General features: G+C 52.4%; 10 protein-coding genes. All 10 read right to left on the reverse strand.

The window, feature by feature from the left end; genetic code table 11:
• Positions 1 to 204: 204 nt before the first annotated feature.
• The 10 genes from HZA73_04895 to HZA73_04940 all read right to left on the reverse strand — a co-directional run bounded on the left by HZA73_04895 (position 205) and on the right by HZA73_04940 (position 21,386).
• Positions 205 to 1,893, reverse strand: coding sequence for a PAS domain-containing protein (locus tag HZA73_04895; GenBank protein ID MBI5805363.1), 1,689 nt, complete (start codon positions 1,891 to 1,893; stop codon positions 205 to 207).
• A 171-nt stretch (positions 1,894 to 2,064) separates the two neighbouring features.
• The gene (locus tag HZA73_04900) at positions 2,065 to 6,462 is read right to left on the reverse strand and encodes a PAS domain S-box protein (GenBank protein MBI5805364.1); all 4,398 of its coding nucleotides are present in this window, start codon (positions 6,460 to 6,462) and stop codon (positions 2,065 to 2,067) included.
• Positions 6,463 to 6,479: 17 nt separating this feature from the next.
• On the reverse strand, positions 6,480 to 6,923 hold the full coding sequence (locus tag HZA73_04905) for a response regulator (protein MBI5805365.1): 444 nt from the start codon (positions 6,921 to 6,923) through the stop codon (positions 6,480 to 6,482).
• A gap of 22 nt (positions 6,924 to 6,945) precedes the next feature.
• On the reverse strand, positions 6,946 to 7,824 hold the full coding sequence (locus tag HZA73_04910; protein ID MBI5805366.1) for a hybrid sensor histidine kinase/response regulator: 879 nt from the start codon (positions 7,822 to 7,824) through the stop codon (positions 6,946 to 6,948).
• Positions 7,825 to 8,560: 736 nt separating this feature from the next.
• Positions 8,561 to 9,022: an IS200/IS605 family transposase gene (gene tnpA / locus HZA73_04915; protein MBI5805367.1), complete on the reverse strand. Its 462-nt coding sequence runs from the start codon at positions 9,020 to 9,022 to the stop codon at positions 8,561 to 8,563.
• Between the two features lie 563 nt (positions 9,023 to 9,585).
• Positions 9,586 to 13,725: a PAS domain S-box protein gene (locus HZA73_04920; GenBank protein MBI5805368.1), complete on the reverse strand. Its 4,140-nt coding sequence runs from the start codon at positions 13,723 to 13,725 to the stop codon at positions 9,586 to 9,588.
• 259 nt (positions 13,726 to 13,984) lie between these two features.
• On the reverse strand, positions 13,985 to 14,551 hold the full coding sequence (locus tag HZA73_04925) for a response regulator (GenBank protein ID MBI5805369.1): 567 nt from the start codon (positions 14,549 to 14,551) through the stop codon (positions 13,985 to 13,987).
• 286 nt (positions 14,552 to 14,837) lie between these two features.
• Complete coding sequence (locus HZA73_04930; protein ID MBI5805370.1) at positions 14,838 to 16,205, reverse strand: response regulator; 1,368 nt, start codon at positions 16,203 to 16,205, stop codon at positions 14,838 to 14,840.
• 111 nt (positions 16,206 to 16,316) lie between these two features.
• Positions 16,317 to 16,733, reverse strand: coding sequence for a response regulator (locus HZA73_04935; protein ID MBI5805371.1), 417 nt, complete (start codon positions 16,731 to 16,733; stop codon positions 16,317 to 16,319).
• A gap of 42 nt (positions 16,734 to 16,775) precedes the next feature.
• The gene (locus HZA73_04940) at positions 16,776 to 21,386 is read right to left on the reverse strand and encodes a PAS domain S-box protein (protein ID MBI5805372.1); all 4,611 of its coding nucleotides are present in this window, start codon (positions 21,384 to 21,386) and stop codon (positions 16,776 to 16,778) included.
• Between the last annotated feature and the right edge of the window lie 7 nt (positions 21,387 to 21,393).

Raw genomic sequence — 21,393 nt, forward strand, 5'->3', positions numbered from 1 at the left:
AAGCAATCTACTTTTTGTTAGACTGCTTCACCTGTCCGGCAATTGTGTTTTATCGCAGTGGCTCGATTGTTAAAAGCAAATCATGTTAATCCGCTTACGCTTCTATGCTGGGCTTCTTCAAGCGCTCTAGCTCCAGCGGAGGCGCTCCTGTCTGCCCCGGTGATTGTGCCCCGGTATATTGTAAAATAAATCCCGTTAATCATGTTAATCCTGTCTTCCCGGTGGTTGTGCCTCCGTCTCTGCCGCTGCCGGAATAACCAGGCTGAATGTAGTCCCTTTGTCTATCTCGCTTTTCACGGTGATCTGTCCGTGATGTTCCTCCACGATCTTCTGGATGATGGCCAGGCCCAGCCCGGTTCCGGCCGACTTGGTGGTAAAGAACGGTTTGAAAATGGTTTCCAGATTCTCCGGGGGTATGCCGCAACCGCTATCCTGTACCATGATCGAAGCCACCGGGCCCAGGTCGCTCTCCAGCCGCTCGGTGGTGATTGTTATGGATCCCGGCTGATCCATGGCGTCAATGGCGTTATTCACCAAGTTCAGCAGTATCCGCTCCAGCCTGACGGCATCGCCCATGACCCTCGGAGTATTTGGCGCAGCCTGTTTTACCAGGGTGACCTCTTTCCGGCTGGCCTGATCCGATTTGGAGGCTATCACCCGGTTCACCAGATCTTCCAGATTGACCTCCAGATTGGCGGCCTTCTTCTGATGGGCAAAATCAAGGATGTCCGAGATCAGGGTGTCTATCCGGAAAGCCTCATGGGTAATGATGTCCACGTATTTGCGCCTGGGATCGGCTTCCTCCACCTTGGTCTGCAGCAGCTGGGCGAACCCGGCAATGGCATTGAGGGGATTGCGTATCTCGTGGGCCATCACCGCCGCCATCTCGCCCAGCACCGCCAGTTTTTCCGAGTGCTTGACCCGTTCCTCCAGGCTTTTGGTCTTGGAAATATCTGAGAAAATAGCGATGGCCCCGTTGGTTCTGGTAGTCTGGGTATGCAGCAATGAAGTGGATACGCCTATCACTTTCTCGTTTTTGTTCTCCAGGGTCAAAACCATCTCTTTTCTGTAAAGGGGCTTGCCGCATTCCATTGTTAATTTTAGCAGATCATCAATGGGCTTAAGTTTTTCGTATTCTTCCAATGATTTGCCTACCACCGCGGCGGAGACCAGCTGGCAGATATTAACGGCTTCTTTATTAAAGGTGGTCACCACCCGGTTTATGTCCACCACTATCACCCCGCTGCTGATGCTGGCCATTATATTTTCATTGTATTCTTTGTAATATTTAAGGTTCTCGTTGACCTTTAAATATTCTTCGGTGGCTTGTTCGATTTCTTTTTGAAGTACGTGCCCGTACTCCTCGGCCTGTTCCTTCTTCTTGCGCTCGGCCGCCACCTGCACCGACCAGAAACTGCTGAACATGGCGATCAGAAAGAAGAACGGGATCCTAAGCCAGAAAGAGGGCTCGGAGAACATGTCCGTCCCGTATTTCTTGTAGACCAGCCAGCCGTACAACAGCGAGGTGACGATGGCCACCGGGAACGACCCGCCCAGGCTTTGGCCCACGCTGGACATGAAGATGCTGAGGAAGTAGATCAAGTAAAAATCGGTGTCTATGCCCTCGGCAAAATACACCACCGCCGAGACGAAGATGATGTCCAGCACGAACAGCACGTAAACGAACCAGCCCTTGTCGAAGTAGCGCTGCGGGATGAATGAGATGGCCAGGTTCAGCACCAGGTATATGAGCGACAGCAGGTAATTGGGACTGCTGAAATCCAGCCCTTTGGGGCTGTAGGCCGCCATGAAGATCACCAGCAGCACCACCAGCCAGCGGATGATCAGCACCGTGCTTTTGTGGTTTAGGGCCAGGCCTTTTAACTGTAGCATACTTGTTGTGACGTTTACTGTTTACTGTTTACTGTTTGCTTGCCCTGAGCTTTTAGGCTGGGCCGTGCTTGCGGCAAGCCTGCCGAACCGTCGAAGAACTGTTTACATTTCACTATTACCACCTTTACAACCTTTACCACGTTTTCCCTCTTACGTTTCACAATTCACATTTCACCCAATGTTCTTTGTTGGCTGCATCGCCTGCTGCACCCTCATCAGCAGTTCCGCGCTGCGGTAAGGTTTTTGGATGAACCCCTGCGCCCCGTCCTGCAGGATAGCCTGGGCGTCTCCGTCCTCGGAAAAGCCCGAAGACAACAGCACTTTAACCTTGGGATTGATCTTCTGCATCTTGGCAAACGCCTCGCGCCCGTCCAGCTTGGGCATCACCATGTCCATGATCACCAGGTCTATGCTGCCGTGATCCCTGGCGTACAGCTCCACCGCCTCCTGGCCGTCGACGCAGGTCTGCACCCGGTAGCCGGCGGTCTTCAGTATCTGGGCGGCGATGGTCCGGATCATGTCCTCGTCATCCACTATCAGGATGCTGCCCGTACCGGCCGCCGGCAATTCCTGAAGCCGGGTAAAGTCCGGCTCCCCGGAATCGGCCAGGTCAGCATACAGCGGAAGGTAAAGTTTGACAGCCGTGCCCCGACCCGGTTCCGAGTATACTTCTACCGAGCCCCCGTGATTTTTGATGCATCCGTAGACCCCGGCCAGGCCCAGCCCGGTGCCCCGGCCCTTTTCCTTGGTGGTAAAGAACGGCTCAAACAAATGGCGTTTGACCTCGTCGGTCATGCCGCTGCCGGTATCCTCCACCGATACCTGCACATAGTGCCCGGGTTCTATCTTGTAGTTGTGCTGCAGGATGTATTCTTTGTCCAGGTTCACCAGGTCGGTGGAGTATATCAATTTGCCGCCCTGGGGCATGGCATCCCGGGCGTTGATCCCCAGGTTCATGAATGCGTTCTCCAGCTGGCTGTGGTCCCCCAGGATCACCGCCGGGTTGGCCCGCAGGTGCTGTTCTATCTTTATCCTCCGGTCTATGGTGTTGCTTAATATTCCCAGGGTTTCGGCAATGACCTTGTGAACATTGACCGGTACCTGCTGGTACTGCCCCTTGCGGGCAAAGGCCAATAGCTGTTTGGTCAGTCCGGCAGCGTGCCCCGAGGCCTTGATGATGTTATCCACGTAGACCTCCAGCTCCTTCTGTCCGTAGATCTTAAGCTGCAGCAGTTCGGCATTGCCCACTATGCCGGCCAGCATGTTGTTGAAGTCGTGGGCCACCCCACCGGCCAGAAAGCCCACCGCCTCCATCTTCTGGGCCTGCAGCAGTTCCTGCTCCATCAGCTTGCGGCCGGTGATGTCGGAGATGATGTGCACCGCGCCGATCAGGTTTTTATTTTCGTCAAATATTGGGTCAGCCGAAAGGTAGAGTGTTTTTCCTTCGTGCTCCAGTTCCATGGTTTCCCGTTGCAGGGACCTTTCCATTTTGGTCAGCAGGCAATTCTCCCGGGGATGCTCTGGGCCGTGGGCCAGTTCGTGGCAGTCACAGCCCAGTACCTCGGCATAAGGCTTGCCCACCATTTTGCTGAAGGCCTGGTTGCACTGCAGTATCCTCCACTGCCGGTCCAGCAGGCAGACCCCGTCGCCGATGGAGTCGAAAGTGGTCTCCCATTTCTTGGCCGCCAGTTTGATCTGCTCCTCGGCCAGCTTGCGTCCGGTGATATCGCGCCCCACAGATTGATATTCCAGGAGGCGGCCTGATTTATCAAAAATTGGCACTTCGCTCCATGCCGTCCATCTTGGCGTACCGTCCGGCGCCAAGGTCCTATGCTCATATTCATTATTAACCGGATGCAGCCTCAATTCGCCGTAAAATTCCTGGAATTGCTTCCGGCTGTCCTCCGGAGTAAGGTCCAGCCAGGATTTCCCAAGCATTTCCTCCGGTTTTTTGCCCATAAAATCACAATAAGCCTGGTTGACATAGGTCAGGCTGGTATCCGGCAGCCAGCGGGTGATCATATCCCGCTGTGTTTCTATCAAGGCGCGGTAGCGTTCTTCGCTTTGTATAAGTTTTTCCTCGGCCAGCTTGCGCTCGGTGATATCCGTCAGCAGACCGTTCAACCCCACTGGCTTCCCGTCTTCCTGCATCAGCCGGCTGGAGGAAGATATCCACCTGGTGTTTCCTTTTTTGGTGGTGATCCGGTATTCGCTGTCGGCTACTCCGTTTTCCAGGCTCTTTTGAAGTTCCCGGGCCAGCAGTGTCCGGTCGTCTTCCTTCACAAATTCTATGAGTTTCCGCCCAATGATCTCATCGGGCCGGTACCCCAGGACAGGTTCGCTGGAAGGGCTGATGTAAACCAGTTTTCCGTAAAGATCCACCGCAAACACCACATCATTGATGTTCTCCACCAGGTCGCGGTATTTTTCCTGGCTTTCCCGGATGGCCTGGTCTGCCCTCTGTTGCTCGGTGATATCCCGGATGTAGGCCCCCACCCCGGTCTTGCCGTTCTGGAGATCCACCGGGAATTTGCGGGCTTCGTAAATGCGATTGCCAATCTGTTCGTGGCTGAGCAGGGTCTGCTTGCTTTCCAGCGCCATCTGGTCCGAAAGCCGGAAGGCCTGGGCGGTCTCATTCGGCAGCAGGTCGTAGTCGGTCTTTCCCAGGATCTGACCGGCCGGCTTGCCAAAGAATTCCTCCTGGGCCCGGTTGACCATCAGATAACGAAGCTGATCGTCCTTTAAAAAAGCGATATCGGTGGCCGAGTCCATGAAGGTACGGTAACGTGTCTCGCTGCCGGCCAACTCCTGCTCCGCCTTTATGCTGAGGATGGCCGCCGCCACGTGCCCGGCCACAAAGTTCAATAGCTCCAGATCATTTTGGGTGTACTCCGCTTTTTCATCGTAACTTTGGACCACCAGTGTTCCGAATGTCCTGTTTTCGGCTTGCAGGGGCACTCCCAACCATTGCTTGGAAGGCTGCCCCACGAACTCGGCCTTTCCCTCCTTTTGCAGTTGGTCGTGGATTTGTTTGTTCACCAACAGCGGTTTTTGGGTGGTTATGATGTGCTCGGTAAGGCCCTTGCCGAACCTGCGCGGTGCGGTGTTATCGTTCTTCTGATCTTTATAATACGGAAAACTTATTATGCCGTTTTTTTCGTCGTAAAGGGCAATGTACAGGTTCTCGGCCGGCATCAGTTTGGCGATGGTCTTGTGTATCTGGATGTAGAGCTGATGCAGATCTCTGCAGCCGATGGCTGCGTCAGATATCTGGTATAAGACCCGTTGCAGGGCCTCGGCCTGCTTAAGCGCGGTGATATTGCGCCCCACCGATTGGAATTCCACGAGCTTGCCAGATTTGTCAAAGATCGGCACTTCACTCCAGGATATCCATTGCCGGGAGCCGTCCGCCGCCGTTGCCTGATGTTCATATTCGTTGATCTCCGGGTTCCGGGCCAGCTCCTGGTAGAATTCTTGAAATTTCACCCGGTCCCCCGCCGGCAGCACCAGCAGCCAGGATCTTCCCAGCATCTCCTCCGGTTTCTTTCCGGTTAAATCGCAATATACCTGGTTGGCATAGGTCAGGGTGGTGTCCGGCAGCCAGCGGATGATCAGGTCCCGCTGGGCCTCCACCAGGGTGCGGTAGCGCTCCTCGCTTTGTCCCAGCTTTTCTGCCGCCAGTTTCTGGTCCTCCAGCACGCTGAGCAGCGCCAGCCGGGACTTTTCGCTGGTCTGCAGGGCAGTATCCACTTGGTTTCGTGCAGCTATTAATTCAAGGTTCTTGCTTTTCAACTCATTCTCGGCTTCCTTCCGTGCGCTGATGTCCCTGAATATGCCCTGGATGACCTTTCGGCCATTAAGCTCAAGCGTGGCTGCGCTGATGCGGACAGGTATATGCCTCCCCTCGCGGTTTATCACCACCGACTCATCGTCGGTGACCAGGCCGGCTGCCACGTGACGGGAGAACTGCCCGGCATAATCTTCGCCTTGAGGATGGAGGGCGGACCGGTTCAGGCCGATTATCTGCTGCTTTGGCAGGCCCAGTATTTTCTCGGCCATTTTGTTGGCATCCAAAATGATCGCGGTCTCGGCGTCAGTGATGAATATGGCATCGCCGGCATTTTCAAACAGAGCGCGGTATTCTTCCTCCTGATGCTTCAGCATATCCTCGGCCTTTTTAAGGGCCCGCCGGTTCTCCGCCCCCTTCATCGCCAGTTCAACCGCCACCGGCAGTCGGTGCAGGTTGTTTTTCATCAGATAATCGTGGGCGCCGGCCTTCATCGCCTCCACCGCCACATCCTCCCCGATCTTTCCCGACACCACTATGAAAGGAAGGTCCTGCCCCTGCTTTTGCAGAAGGCTCAGGGCGTTAAGCCCGCTGAAATGGGGCATGATGTAATCGGAGATGACGGCATCCCATTGCTTCCGGTCAAGCGCTCCAAGCATGGCCTCGGGCGTGTCCACCCTTTCCCACTCCGGCTCATAACCGCCCTGGCGCAGCTGGCGCAATATCAGCTGAGCGTCATCCTCGGAATCCTCAATTATCAGGATGCGAAGCAACTTCGCCATGGCCGTCTCCTTTATCTTCACAGGTCCTGGTTCTTGTTCGGGGACTCGTTCAAAACCAGCCAATACAGCCCCAACTGCTTCACCGCCTCAGCGAATTGGTTGAAATCCACCGGTTTCCTGATATAGCTGTTGCATCCCAGCTGATAGCCGCTCAGCATGTCCGTCTGTTCCTTCGATGAGGTCAGTATCACCACCGGGATCAGTTTGGTCCTGTCATCGGCCCTTAGTTTTTCCAGCACTTCCAGCCCACCGATCTTGGGTAGATTCAGGTCCAGCAGGATCAGGGCGGGTAACAGGCCGGGCTGCCCACCGGCCATGCCGTCCTTTCCAAAAAAATAATCCAGCGCTTCCTGCCCGTCCCTTTTGACGATGATCTCGTTGAGTATGTTGCTTTTTTTGAACGCCCGCATCGTCAGTTCTATGTCGTCGGGATTGTCTTCGACCAGTAATATCCTCAGCATGGAACACCTCCGGCATTATCGGTTATCCGTTCAGGGTGAAATAGAACGTGGCTCCTTTGCCCGCTTGCCCCTCCGCCCTTAATTTGCCTCCGTGCCTCTGTATTATCCGCTGCACCGTGCCCAGCCCGATCCCGGTGCCCGGGAATTCATCCATTGAGTGCAGACGCTGAAAAGGGGTGAACAGCTTGCTGACATAGGCCATATCAAACCCGGCCCCGTTGTCGCGGATGAAATATGTCCTGCTGCCTCCCTCCGCCGTGCAGCCGAACTCGATCGACGCTTCCGGCTGTTTTCCCGTGAACTTCCAGGCGTTGCCCAGCAGGTTTTCCAGGGCTATGCGGATCAGCCGGGGATCGGCCCGGTCCTCCAGCCCCTCAGCTATTATGACCTTGGCAGATCGCCCGGGTTGGCCGTTCTGAAGTTCGGCAATGACCGACCGGGCGATCCGGGTCAGGCTGACATTTTCGATGTTCATCTCGGCCCGGGTGATCCGGGAAAGCTTCAGCATGTCGTCTATCAGTCCGCCCATGCGCTGGGTGGCCGCCCGGATCCTTCTTAAATGATCCTTGCCCTGGGCGTCAAGCTTTTCAGCGCAGTCTTCCAGCAGGGCTTGCCCGAATCCGTCTATGGTCCGGAGCGGCGCCCGCAGGTCGTGGGAGACCGAATAGGAAAAAGCCTCCAGTTCCTTGGTGGCCGCCTCCAGTTCCCTGGTGCGCTCCTGCACCCGCAGTTCCAGGGATTCGTTGATCCGCCGGACCTCTTCTTCGCTTTTTCGCAGCGCCTCCTCAGAGTTCCTGCGTTCGGTGATGTCTTCCAGCGTTTCCAAAGCACCGATGATTTTCCCCTGATGGTCCTTAAGGGTCACTGCCGTGATGAACAGCCATTTGCCGCCATTGCCCAGGGTCGGGAAAAAATCAGTGCACTCATATCCCCCATCCACCAGGTTGGATCTCTTGAACATGCCGGGATACCATTGGGGGAACTGTTCCTCCAGCCCGTCCACCATAAGATCAACCATGCAAGGCCTTTTCTGGCCATAGAAGGCCTTCCAATGCTGGTCAGTACCGATAATGTTTTCGGCCTTTATCCCGCTGTATTTTCCCAGCGCCACGTTCCAGTACAGCACCCGGTGATCCCTGTCAATGAAGAATGTGGGGATGGGCGTACCGCAAACCATCTGCAGCATCTCCTCCCCTGCTAGTTTTTGCACTTCGCTTTGGAGCAAAGCGTTCTCGGCCTTTTTTAGTTTGACGGATAAAAAAGAAACAACTCCAGCTACACCGATGAATATGATGGTCCGGATCACGGCTTGGAGGATCACCGCTTGTTCCCGGACAAAAAAGAGGATAAGCGCAAAGTAAACAAAGGACAGGACCGCCGAATAAGCAAATCCCTTTTTAGCATAATACATGCAGGCTATGATGATTGGGACATAAAAGAGATTCTGGAAGATGATCGTCCAGCCGGATAATAGGCAGTAGATGCTAACAGCAATGACAATGAGAGTTGTTAGGGCAACCGTCCACGCCGGGCCCAAGCCGCCGGATGTTAATTTACCAAACATTTTCATTATTTGTTCATCTCCCGCGCCTGATTTCCTGGTGAAGGTCCATCAGACCGATCATCTGTCGGCCTGTTTATTCCGGTTCTTTCAAAATATACCTTTGATCATAATCTATCCCGTACTCGGCCAGCAAAGTCAGATATTCTTCCATGAATGTTTTCCTGCGATGATGCTCCTGCTGCCGGTCAATGTACCTGATGACCGTGTCCAACTGCGAACGGGCATAGGAGAACGCCCCAAAACCCTTCTGCCATTCAAACCGTCCGGGCGTCAGCACCTGCTGGTTGATGAACCCCGAAGACCCGGATTTTACCTTGCCGATCAGTTCGGAGAGAGATATGTCGGGCTGCATCCCGATCAGCAGGTGAAAGTGGTCGGGCATGTTGTTGATGGCGATGAGTTTTGAACCCAGATTGGTGACCACCCCGGTCATGTATTTCCGGATCTCCTCGCTGTGGACCGGCAGGATCAGGTTCTGCCTTAAGCGGACGGCGAAAACCGCGTGGATGTAGATTTGGGTGTAGGTGTTGGCCATGTATCTTTCTTTCTCTTAGTGTCTTTCATGCCGCGTCTACGACGCTGGGTCCTGCCTGCCCGCTCTGGGATTACAACCATCTCGCATCTATGATGCTCCATGGGTTCCGGTGAAGGTCCATCATAGGGCTTCCATACCGCGGCTACGCCGCTTGGGGCGGTCTATCCGGCTATGGGGTTACAACCATTCCGCATCTATGATGCTCCATGTGCCCGAGCAGTGCCATCGGCGCGCGATGTGTGCAGGCTCGTAGAGCCGATATGTATGTAGCCCCGTAGGGGCGGCATGTTTGTTTCCTCCGTAGCTCCGTTAGGAGCGATATGTATGTTACCCCGTTAGGGGCGGTATGTTTGTTTCCTCCGTAGCTCCGTTAGGAGCGATATGTATGTAGCCCCGTTAGGAGCGATATGTATGTTACCCCGTTAGGGGCGGTATGTTTGTTTCCTCCGTAGCTCCGTTAGGAGCGATATGTATGTAGCCCCTTTAGGGGCGGCATGTTTGTTTCCTCCGTAGCTCCGTTAGGAGCGATATGTATGTAGCCCCGTTAGGGGCGGCATGGCGTATCATCCTCCGTATTTTTGGGGCTGGCCAAGTTTGTCCAGCAGGTCATTGACCTCTTTTTTCAATGCGATCACCCGGTCCTCGCGGTCCAGCATGGTGTTCTGCCAGCGCTGCAGCTCCGACAATTGGTTTACTATCTTTTCCTCGCCCTGCTTGCGGGCCAGGGCCACCCCTATGCTGACCCCTATGCCCTCGAACAAACGAATGCCTTCCGGGGTGAACCGGCCGGGATGGCGGTCGGCCAGGTGCAGCAGGCCGATGGTCTCCGCTCCGGTGCGGATGGGGATCAGGGCCAGCGACAGGAAACCCACGTGGATGCAACGGTTGCGGGGGTTCAGCCTGGGGTCGGCGTCCGGCGGGACATCCAGGAACGGCAGCGAGTTGTTGGTCCAGGCGCTGCCGCCGGGCGTGAACAGGGGGTTATTGGGGTCGGCTTTTCCGCTCACTATCATGCCGCAGGTGCATTCCAGGCTGACGGTGCCGTCCTCGTTCCGGCAAAGCCCGCCGTCGGGGTATTTGCTGGCCAAAGTGTTCTCGGCCTTAAGGAATTCCTCGGAATAACCAAGGGAGGCCACAAAGGGATAGTCTTCGTCCGTTCTCAGGCGCAGGCCCACCGCATCAAATCCGGCCGCCTGCTTTATGATCCCAATCACCTGCTCCACGGTCTGCATGATGGAAAGTTCCATGGTCAGAACTTTAAGCACTTCGGACTGCAGGGCCATCAGCTTTTCATTGCGCTTGCGCTCGGTGATATCCTGGATGACCCCTACGACCCTAAGCGGTCTTCCCTGGTCGTCACGCTGCAATTCGGCTTTTGATGTTATGATCCTTGGCGCCGGGGAATTTTTAGGATGGATCTCAAACTCAAGGTCATATTCTTTATCTTTTTCTATAAGATCAACCAGGGCCTGATGGACCCGTTCCCTTTCCGGGATGCAATTTTCAACCTCGTCCGTGGTAAAATCGTTCTTATCCGGGTCAAAACCGTAAATTCTCTTGGCTTCATCGGATCCCCAGAAGTTTGCCGTTTGGATGTTATACTCCCAGTTTCCCACCCCGCCCATCACTTCTGCTTTTTTATACCGCGCTTCGTTTGTTCGTAATTCAACCTCTGCTTGTTTGCGTTCGGTGATGTCCAGACAAATCCCAAGCATTTGATTCGGCTGACCCTTCTCGTCATAAAATCCTTCCCCCGTTGCATTGATCCAGCGAATATAACCGCCTGGCAATACCACGCGGTAATCACTGTTTAACGGCGTTTTTTCCTTTAATGCCTTTTCAATTCGGCTTTCAGCCAGCTGTGCATCCTCTGGATGAAGCCTCATCCGCCAGGAATCAAACGAAGCAGTGGTTTCGTGCTGGTCAATTTCAAATAGTTTATACATCTCGGGTGACCATTTGATGATACCAGTAAGAACATCCCAGTCCCAGGTGCCTGCCCTGGAAGTTGTAAGTGCTAACTCCAACCGTTTTGATGTTTCTCTCAAAGCATCTTCAGCCTGCTTGCGCTCGGTGATGTCAACTTCCAATCCGTCCCATACTAGATGTCCGTTCAACAGCCGGCGGGGTGATGAAATGAACATAGACCATCTTAATGCCCCGGATGGCATTTTAATGCGCACTTCAGCGCTGAATTGCGACATCTGAGCCAACGCCTTTCTTTCCCGCTCTGCCAACATATTCCGGTCCTCTTCCACCACCTGCCCATAGATGGCCGATGCATCCTTAAGGACTTCTTTTGCAGTCACTCCGTGTAGTTCCTCCACCCCGGCGCTGACATATGTAAATCTTCTTTGCTGGCCGTCCTTCCCGGAATCTATCTGGTAGACCATCCCATTGGGCAGGTTGTCGCTTAGAATGGTCAAGCGGGCTTCAGTCTCTCGCAAAGATTGCTCCGCTTGCTTGCGCTCGGTGATGTCATCGGCGACATTAATGAACCGGATGACTTTGCCGGCCTCATCCTTCAAGGGAAAGGCCTGCTCGTGTATCCACTTTATTTCGCCCTGGCAGATGATCCGGTATTCCAGCTCCGTAAATTCTTCCTTTTCGGCATGCCTTTGAAGCTCGCCGCTGACCCGTTCCAGATCGTCCGGGTGGACAGCCTTTTTCCATCCCATCCGGTCTGAATAAGCGCTCTCCACCGTAAGGCCGAAGATCTTTTCATATGCCGGATTGACATACAGCAGTTTTTTCTCCCTCCAGTCGGTCAGCCAGAATACCATGTCAATGTTTTCGGCCAATTGCCGGAATTTTTGTTCGCTTTCGGCGATTTTGGCCTCGGCCTGTTTTCGCTCGGTAATGTCCTGCCCCAGCGACAGCACCATTTTGAACCGGCCCTTTTCGGTTAGAAAACTGTTGCTCCAGGATATCAGGCGCGTCTCTTTGTTTTTAGTGATCACCGGGTTTTCATATTGGTGCTCAATATATTTATTCTTGAGAATATCGTCCCATACCCCGTATATCTGCTGCCGCTGTTCTTCCGGGATGAATATGTCTATCCAATTCTTGCCCAACACTTCGTCCGCTTTGTAACCGGTAAGTTTTTCGGCATAGCTGTTGAACAACAGTATTTTTGATCTTTCCCCCAGGCCGATCACTATGTTGGGTGCTGATTGTATCAAAGTGTCGGACCATATCTTTTCATTCGTAATTTCCTCCTTGCTCTTTTGCAATTCATCCATTTGGAGTCTCAATTCCTCCTCGGCAGCCGTCAGTTCCTGATTGGAGGCTACCAATTCCTCGTTGCGTTCCTGAATATCCATTTCATACTGCTTGTGCTCGGTAATGTCCCGGACAATTCCCTGCAGATAGTTCTTGCCCTCAATTTCTATGGTCCGGGCGCTGATCTCCACCGGAAAGGTGGAACCGTCTTTCCGTTTATGCATAGTCTCATAAAGCAGGCCTTTTTGAACGGCCAACTGGTTCATTTGTGCTTTAAACAGCGCTCTTTGGTCATCCGCCCTAATCTGATCGGCATTCATACCAATGAATTCTTCCCGGGTATAGCCGTATACTTCCAGCGCCCTTTCGTTTATCTCCCGCACCTTATGGTCGTCATCCAGTAGGAAGATGATGTCATTTGCGTATCTGGTTAGGTAGTCGTAATGCTTTATCAGGGCTTGTTTCTCAAGCTCCATCTGGTACTGTTTTTTATAAAAACTACGGCGATCGGCCTGCCAGAAAAAGGACAGCAAAGCCGCCAACGCAATTACTGTCAGAGCGGTTACAAACATTATATTGCGGGCCTGCCTGTTAAGCGGAGCGTATATTTCTTTCTTATCCATTTTGACCACCATGAACCAGGGCGAATCGGATATGTGCACTATGGCCGCCACCACCGGAACGTCCCGGTAATCTGTCCCTTCCACCAACCCTTCCTTACTCATCACCGCCATTGCCGCAGGCAGAAGGGTATCCGTAATAGGCAGGCGTAGCCTCAGGGCCGTTCCTTTTTGGTGACGCAACTCGTTAAGATAAACAACTTCATTGCCTTCTTTTCTCACCAGCACCGTTTCACCGGACTTGCTTACGGACGGCCACCTTTGGATCAAGGGGTAGAGAAATTTATCGGGGTTTATCCGCAAAATAATGGCTCCGGCGTTAGTTTCGCCGTCATGCAGGGGAGTTATCACATCCAAATGCACCTCCCGGCATTTCTCGCAATAATAAAAATCGCTAAAGATTATCCTGTTTTGCCTTTCGGCCTCCCGGACAAAACTCAGTGTAGCCTGGCTGAGATTCTCGGAGCCGCCCTGGTCTATGAACATTCTGGCTTTACCGGCGGGGTCAACCAGTATTACGTCCTTGTAAGTATCGTAGATCCTGAAAGCATCCAGTCTTTTATAGATATATTCTTTAAGATTTTTATCGCCAGGATTCTGATACCAACGCCTTACGGAGAAAGCGAACTGCTGGCTTCTGGTGATGACAAAGGCATCTCCGTAACGTTCCCTTCTCCATGCGGTTATTTCCTCGCTTTTCAATGAGGCAATAGTATTCAGGTCTTCGTAAATGTGCTGAACCGCTTTTACCCGTTGCTGCTTATAATAAAAATACCCCCCGGCGCTAATGCCAGCCGCCAGCAGCAAAAACACCGCCAGCAGCTTAAAGGGGATCTTTTCCATGATCTGACGCTTGGTCATCTTGGTTCCTCCTTTTGGTTTGCCACAGAGGCTCAGAGACACAGAGGGGTTTATTCTTCTTTGGATTTACTAATCTTCATATCCTGCTTGCGCTACCTGCTACCCCCTACAGCGGAGAGAGGCGATGTTATCGTGCAACAACCTGATAAAAGTAAAAATACTTTGCGACCTTTGCGTCTTCGCGTTAATAATTAAATCCTTAAAATCGGCGGGGATCGTTCGACTGAGCCTGCCGAAGTCTGCGTCCCGAACTGTACCCCTATGCCAGGCTCAGCAGTCTCTCGCATTCCTCCAGGAACTTTCCCATCCTGAACGGCTTCCCCAGGTAGGCGTCGGCCCCGGCCTTCATTATTCTCTGCCGGTTCTCCTCATTGTCGTAACCGGTGATGGCCAGCACCCTGGTGCGGGAATGCTGTTCCTTGATCTGGCGGCAGACCTCAAACCCGTCAATGCCGGGTAGCTTCAGATCCAATATCACCAGATGCGGATCATGCTGTCCCAGCAAACGCCCGGCCTCAAAACCGTCGACTGCAGTGAATACTTTGTATCCCTTTTTGACCGATTTTAAAAAGCCGGTCACTAGTTCCAGAATGGACGGATCGTCATCCACCACCAGTATCTTTATCTCTTCGGGGGTAAGCCCGGCCGGAAAGGGCATGTCATGCAGTTTTAAGAAGGTTTTCAAGTCCCCGGGCAACACCCTCCTATGCCCCCCTGGTGTGCTGAAAGCCTTTAGTTTCCCGCTGTCTACCCAGTTGGCGATGGTAGAGGGATAGACGCCCAGCATCTTGGCGATGGCAAAGGTGGTAAAAGTTTTTTGTTTCATGGCTTTTATGCAAATTAAATTGTGCTTATTTTACTTATTATACTGATTTTACCCATTTTGTCAATAGTTTTCTGTATTTTTGTAAAAAAAGCCCCGCCTGACACTGAGCTGTCAGACGGAGCATAACAAAACGGCATTTTATAATTAGCCCAGCCGTTTACGACTGGGTAATTGGATAAAGAGTCCGCCAAAGACGGATCAAAGGCCGTTAACGGCCTTAAGAAAAAATTATTACCATTCATCATCTACCCAGGCCTGAAGGCCTGGGCTATTCATTACTGCTCTCTCAACTCCCGAACAGCGACACCACCCGGTTCTTGCCCGCCCTTTTGGCCTGGTACAAAGCGTCGTCGGCCCGTTTGATTATATCCTCCCCGCTGTTGTCCTGTTTTGAAGATTGGGTCAGGCCGATGCTGACCGAAGCCGTCTGGTCCTTGCCCTCGATGAATTTTTTCTGCTCCACCGCCGCCCTTATCCTTTGGGCTATGATCATGGCCTGGTCCTCCTTGGTGTCCGAGAAGATCACTATGAATTCGTCCCCACCGTAGCGCACGGCCAGATCGCTGGACCGGATCTCGTCCTTAAGTATCCGGGCCGCCCCGGTCAGCACCTGGTCTCCGCACAGATGCCCCAGGTTGTCATTGATGGGTTTAAAATTGTCTATGTCCATGATCATCAGAGAGAACATCCGGCCATGCCGCTTGAACAGCGCTACCTCCCGGTCCATCACCGTATCCAGGTAATGGCGGTTGTAAAGCCCGGTCAGGGGGTCGGTGATGGATTGCTGAAAGGTCTCGTCCAAACTGTATTTCAGCTCCTGCTGGGCCATGTGCTTTCTGATGTTGGCCTTCACCCGGGCCAGCAGTTCCAGGGAATTGACCGGTTTTACCAGGTAATCATCCACCCCCATGTAAAAGCTCTTGACCTTGGTCTTAAGGTCGCCCAGGGCGGTGATGATGATCACCGGAACGTCCTTGGTAACGGTGTCCTCTTTCAACTGCTTCAGCAGGTCCAGCCCGCTGATCCCCGGCAGCATCAGGTCCAGCAGGATCAGGTCGGGGATGGCGGCCTGCAGGTACTTCTGGGCCTCCTCGCCGTCGGGAGCAATGTCCACTATGTAGCCCCCGGTGCCCAGTATTGTCTTGCAGATGTTGGTGATCCGCTCGTCGTCCTCCACTATCAGAATGTGGCTGCGGTATGAGGAAAGCACCTTTTTGATGTGAACCGGCATCGGCTGGCGTCCGCTGATCTCCTTAAGCTGATCCTGAAGCTTTTTCAGTTTTATCAGGGAATGCACCCGGGCCAGCATCTCCTGCAGGTTGAAGGGCTTGGTCAAAAAGTCGTCGGCTCCGCTCTCCAGACCCTGAACCTTGTCCTCCACGCTGCCCAGTCCGGTCACCAGCACTATGGGTATGCCTTCGGTGGCCGGGTTGGCTTTAAGCTTTTCGGTCACCTGGTAACCGTTCAGCTCCGGCATCATCACATCCAGCAGAATGACGTCGGGCAGGAAGCTGAGGGCCTTTTCCACCGCCTGGGCGCCGTTTACTGCCGATTCTATCTCGTAACCCTGGTCGCTTAAGGCTGCGATGAAGAAGTTGACTATGGTGGGCTCGTCGTCGGCCACCAGCACTTTGGGCTTTGGATCCTGGTTCATGGCATCCCCTTTTGTGGTTAGTGTCTTTAGTTAGTTTAACCTCAACCCCTTCCCCCTTCTCTTTATAAGAGAAGGGGCAGGGGATGAGTTCGTAGTATTTACCCCGAATTATTATCCGCTGGCTGAGCTGTTAGGCTGAGCATGCCGAAGCCCTGTCGAAGTCAGCGCTGTCTTTACCGCCGTCAACAGCTCCATCACCTGCACCGGCTTTGACAGATACTGGCTGATCCCCAAGCTAGCCGCCCGCACCCGGTCGGCCGCCTCGACCACTCCGCTGATGAAGATAATGGGGATATCCCTGGTGGCAGGGTTGCCTCTTACCGCTTCGGCCAGCTCAAACCCGTCCATGCCCGGCAGTATGGCGTCGGTGATCAACAGGTCGGGAAATACCTGATGCACCTTGTCCAGAGCCTCTCTCCCGTTTTCAGAAGTTACAATTTGGTAACCGGCTTCCTCTAAAATGGACTGGTAAACCCAGTTAAGGTTAGAGTCGTCCTCGGCCACCAATATTTTGCAGGTGTTTGCCATGGTACTGGCTCCTTATGTTTGTTTTTAAGCAATTCTGCCAGGTCATCCGACCTCTTCTCCCTCGGTCTTGTTCTTTTTGTCCTTAAAGTAATCGGGGTACAAATTATGGGCGCACTCGTCGCACAAACCGTGGCTAAAGTCGGCCTCGCTGTGATCGGCCACATATTCCTCCACCTGCTGCCAGTAGCCCCCGTCGTTGCGGATCTTCTTGCAGGAAGCGCAGATCGGGATCAGCCCCTTCAGCTGCTTAATGTTGGCCAGGGCCGCCTTAAGCTCGGTGATCATGGCCTCCCGCTCGACCTCGGCCTGCTTGCGTTCAGTGATCTCCCTAAAGAACCCCACGATGGCGGGACGGCCCTGGTACTGCACCGGACTGCCGGTCACTTCTATCGGTATCTCCACCCCGTATTTGGAGACCAGGGATATTTCGTAAATGCCCGGTATATCTTCGCTATGCAGTCTGGCTTGGGCCCTCTTCTGAGATTCATCCCGGAATCTTGGGTGGACCAGGTCCAGCCAGGAGATCCTTTTAAGCTCATCCTGGGAATAGCCGGTTATCCTGACCGCTTCCTGGTTGGCCACCAGGCAGGCCACCTGTATGCTGCCCGAATTTTGCAGCATCACAATGGCCTCGCCCGCCCGCCCGGCCGATTCCACCAGGGCCCGGTTCTGGATCTCGGAGGCTCTCAGTTCATCCTCCATCATCTTACGCTCGGTAATGTCCTCTTTCACCGCCAGGTATTTGACTATCTTCCCTCCGGCGTCCTTGATGCCGGAGATGGTGGCCTGTTCCCAGTAAAGGCTGCCGTCTTTGCGCTTGTTATGGAACTGGCCCCGCCATTCGTTTCCTGCTGTTATCGTCTCCCATAATCTCCTATATTCTTCGGACGGAAGTTCGCCAGACTTTAATATCCTGGGATTCTGTCCGATGGCCTCGGCGCGGGCATAGCCGGTGGTCTTTTCAAAAGCGGGGTTGGTGTATTCAATATTGCCTTCCAGGTCTGTGATCACGATCACGCTGGGGCTCTGTTCCACTGCCGTTGATAATTTACGCAGATCGGAAACTAATTTGATTCTTTCTTCCTCGTCGTTCTTCCGGGCAATGGCCTGGGCGATGTTATCCGAGACAAAGTTCAACATGGACAGATCTTCAGCCCCGAACCGGATATCTTCCTGATACGATTGAACCACCAGCACGCCCAGCATCCTGTTGCCGGCTTTCAGCGGAACTCCGGCCCAGTCTATGGACGGCGTGCCCACCATGGACACCTTGCCCTGTTCTATCAACAGATTCAGGACCATCGGCGAAGCCAGCAGAGGCGTTCCGGACCTCAGCACATACTCGGTCAGTCCGTTGGCCAGTTTGCGCGGCTGCGGGGCTGGATCCGCTTCATCCACAAAGTAGGGGAAGCTTAGCATGTCTTCTTTTTCGTGGTAAAGCGCTATGTAGATATTTTTAGCCGATATCAGTTCGGCCACCGTTCTATGTATCTCGCCGAAAAGCGTTTCAATGTTATTGGAGCTTATGGCTGCCTCGGATATGTGATATATTGCGGCCTGCAGTTTTTCTGATTTTTTCCGTTCAGTAATGTCCATCATTACGCCTACAATTCCTTTGGGGTTCCCCATGTCGTCTTTGAATATTGATTTGTTAAATTGCATTTCCCGCAATCCCTGCTTAGCGCTTTTTACCGGATATTCGTACATCTGGATACCGCCATTTTCCAGCAATTCCCTGTCCTTTTTATGATATTGCACAGCTTTATCCGGCGGGGTCAGTTCAAAGACCGTTTTCCCGGCAATTTGATCTTCCGGGACCCCCAATAGTTCTTCAAACGCCTTGTTACAGCCCAAATATTTCCCTTCAGTGTCCTTATAAAATACCGGGGTCAATATTGTATCAACAAGTGTTTTAAAGAATAGTGCCTGTTCTTTGATCACTTTCTCTTGTTTTTTCCGCTCTGTAATGTCCTGAAATAGACCCATTGTTCCAAGGAATTTTCCTGTTGAATCAGTCTGGGGTAGGGCCGATACATATATGATTTTCTTTTCGCCCGTCTCGACTTGTATTTCCAGTTCGTAGTTCCCTCTTTTGCCATCTTTTCTTTGCCGGGTTTGTTCAGCTACTTGTTGAGCACTTTCCGGAGTTAAAAATTCTTTGAGCGACCGGCCCACCAGCATACCTTCTCCTAAACCAAAGATATTATTCGCCGCCGAATTAGCAAAAACAAACTCCTCAGTTCCATTAGTTACCCCTATCCCCTCGCTTTGGTTTTCAACCAGATTCCGGAATTTCTCCTCACTCGCCCGTAACGTTTCCTCCGCGCGTTTTCGCTCGGTCATGTCTCTGAAATACCAGACCCGGCCGTAATACTTTCCATTAGATCCAGCCATAGGCGCCGAGTAACGATCAAAAGTGCGTCCATCATTCAGGATAATTTCATCCTGGCTTTTTTCCTCTTTATGGGCATAAAGATACTGTACCCGCTGGAGAAAAGCCTGGGGATCGGCCTGTTTGCCGGTGACGAACTCTAATAACGGGGCATCATCCTTATTACCGATTATTTCCGGAGGAACATCGAACATTTCGGTAAATCTTCCATTATAAGATACTATTTCATCGTTCTCCCCCACTATCAGGATTCCTTCTATCGAGGCCTCCTGCTGGGTGGATAAAAGTACATTTTTGTATTGCAGTGCCTTGTCTGCAATATCTTTCTGGATGGCCAGGGAGATGGCGCGGCTCAATCCCTCAAGAATTTTGTCCATATCCGGAGATATCGTAAATCCGGCAAACAACGCAAATACCCCAAGCACATCGCCATCCGGAGGTTTCAGCTGATATCCGGCAAATGACACCAATCCCAGACCTTTGGCCCACTCATTGTTATGGACTCTGGGGTCATGGGCCACATCATTAGTGAGAAATTTTTTATCTTCCCCGGAAGCGATACGCCCTATTTTGTAGACGCCAAACGGAACGCGGCGGTGCCCTTTACCGTTAATATGAGTATACCTGCCGGAACTTGCTTTCAAGTGCAGGCATTTGTCACGATACTTGCATATATGCGATTCATCAACGGACTCAGCATGCATACAGTCCCCATTGCACATATCTCCTTTTTCGATTAGCCAGATCCGGCAAAAATCTGCGCCGAATGTTTCAACGATTCCATCTGTAACGATTTTCATTTTCTGTTCAAGCGAGACAGGAGCAAGAACAGCCTCCAATATTCCATTCACGCCCGTTTGCCATAAGCGGATCTTCTCCCGCTCTTCTTCAATCCGTTTATGTTCCGATATATCCACGAAACTTTCCACCAGCACCTTTCTCCCGGCCAGTTCCTCCTCCACCACGGTTTTTAGTATGGGTATCTTTTCCCCTGCCACCGTCAAGAGGCATTTTTCGGAATTGTCAACCGTTTGTCCCAGGTCGGTAATGGGGCAGGAGCCGGCCTGGGCCGGGCAGATGAACTTGTGGCAGGGATGGTCCATGATCTCGTCCTGCGGCGCACCGATCATCTTGGCCGCCATCTGGTTTACATAAGCAATGCTGTGCGTCTCCCGGTCTATCACCACGATGCCGGCCTGGATGGAGTTGAATATCACATCCATCCTTTCCTGGTTTTCCCAGTTCACCCGTTCTATCTTCTTGCGCTCGGTGATATCCTCAAATACGGTGGCAAACTCTCCATGAGCGGGGCTGTAGGCTGTTACATTGTACCATTTCCCAAATGCTTTGGAATATTGTTCAAATTGTATTTTTTCGTCATTAAGGGCCACCCGGCCGTAAGTGCCGATCCAGTCAAAATCATCGTTTTTTAATTCCGGGATAACTTCAGAAACGCGTTTAAATAGCACGTCTTTCCGGTTCAGGCCGGTCATTTTTTCGAAGGCGTTATTGACTTCCAAATATTCATAATCAACCGGGCGGTGGTTTTCGTCCACAATGATCTTGTGCCAGGCGAAACCGTTTAGCATGCTGCTGAACAAACTGCTGTATTTTGCCTCACTTATTTCTTTTTCCAGTTGTAACTTTTTCCTGGCAGTGATATCGCGATTGTTGCCGCGAATACCCAGATGCTCGCCATTTGATCCGGTTACCGGCTGGCAGGCATGGCTTATCCAGCGCACCGAACCGTCGGCATGATTGATCCGGAATTCCACTTCGTGCAAGCCGTGTTCCGATTCGGCTTCTTTGCGGTGCTGGTCATAGAGCGGCATATCCTCAGGGTAAATGATGCTGTCCAGAAAATCCGGGTCTTGGCTGAACTTTTCCGGGGAATACCCGGTAACACGAAGAGCGGAAGGCGAAGTAAATATAAACTTATGGTCCGGGCCGGTCCAAAACTCCCAGTCGTAGGTATTTTCGGCTATTATTTTAAATTTATCCTCGGCAACTTTAAGGGTCTCCTCGGCTTTTTTCCGGCGCTGCGCCATCTTTTGTCCAATGAACCCAAAAGTAATGAACATCAAGGCCACAAAACTGCGGTAATATATCTCCAAAGGCTGGGGTGACAATAAATGCGTTTTTATCGTTCCCTCTTTAAATATATAAACATCCACGATAACGTCGAAGATGCTGAACAAGAAGGCAAAACCCAGGCTGGGCACAACCAAGTGGGTTTTTATTATTTTAATAAATTGTTTCATAATTACC

The sequence above is a fragment of the candidate division TA06 bacterium genome, assembly GCA_016235665.1.
Taxonomy (GTDB): domain Bacteria; phylum Edwardsbacteria; class AC1; order AC1; family EtOH8; genus UBA5202.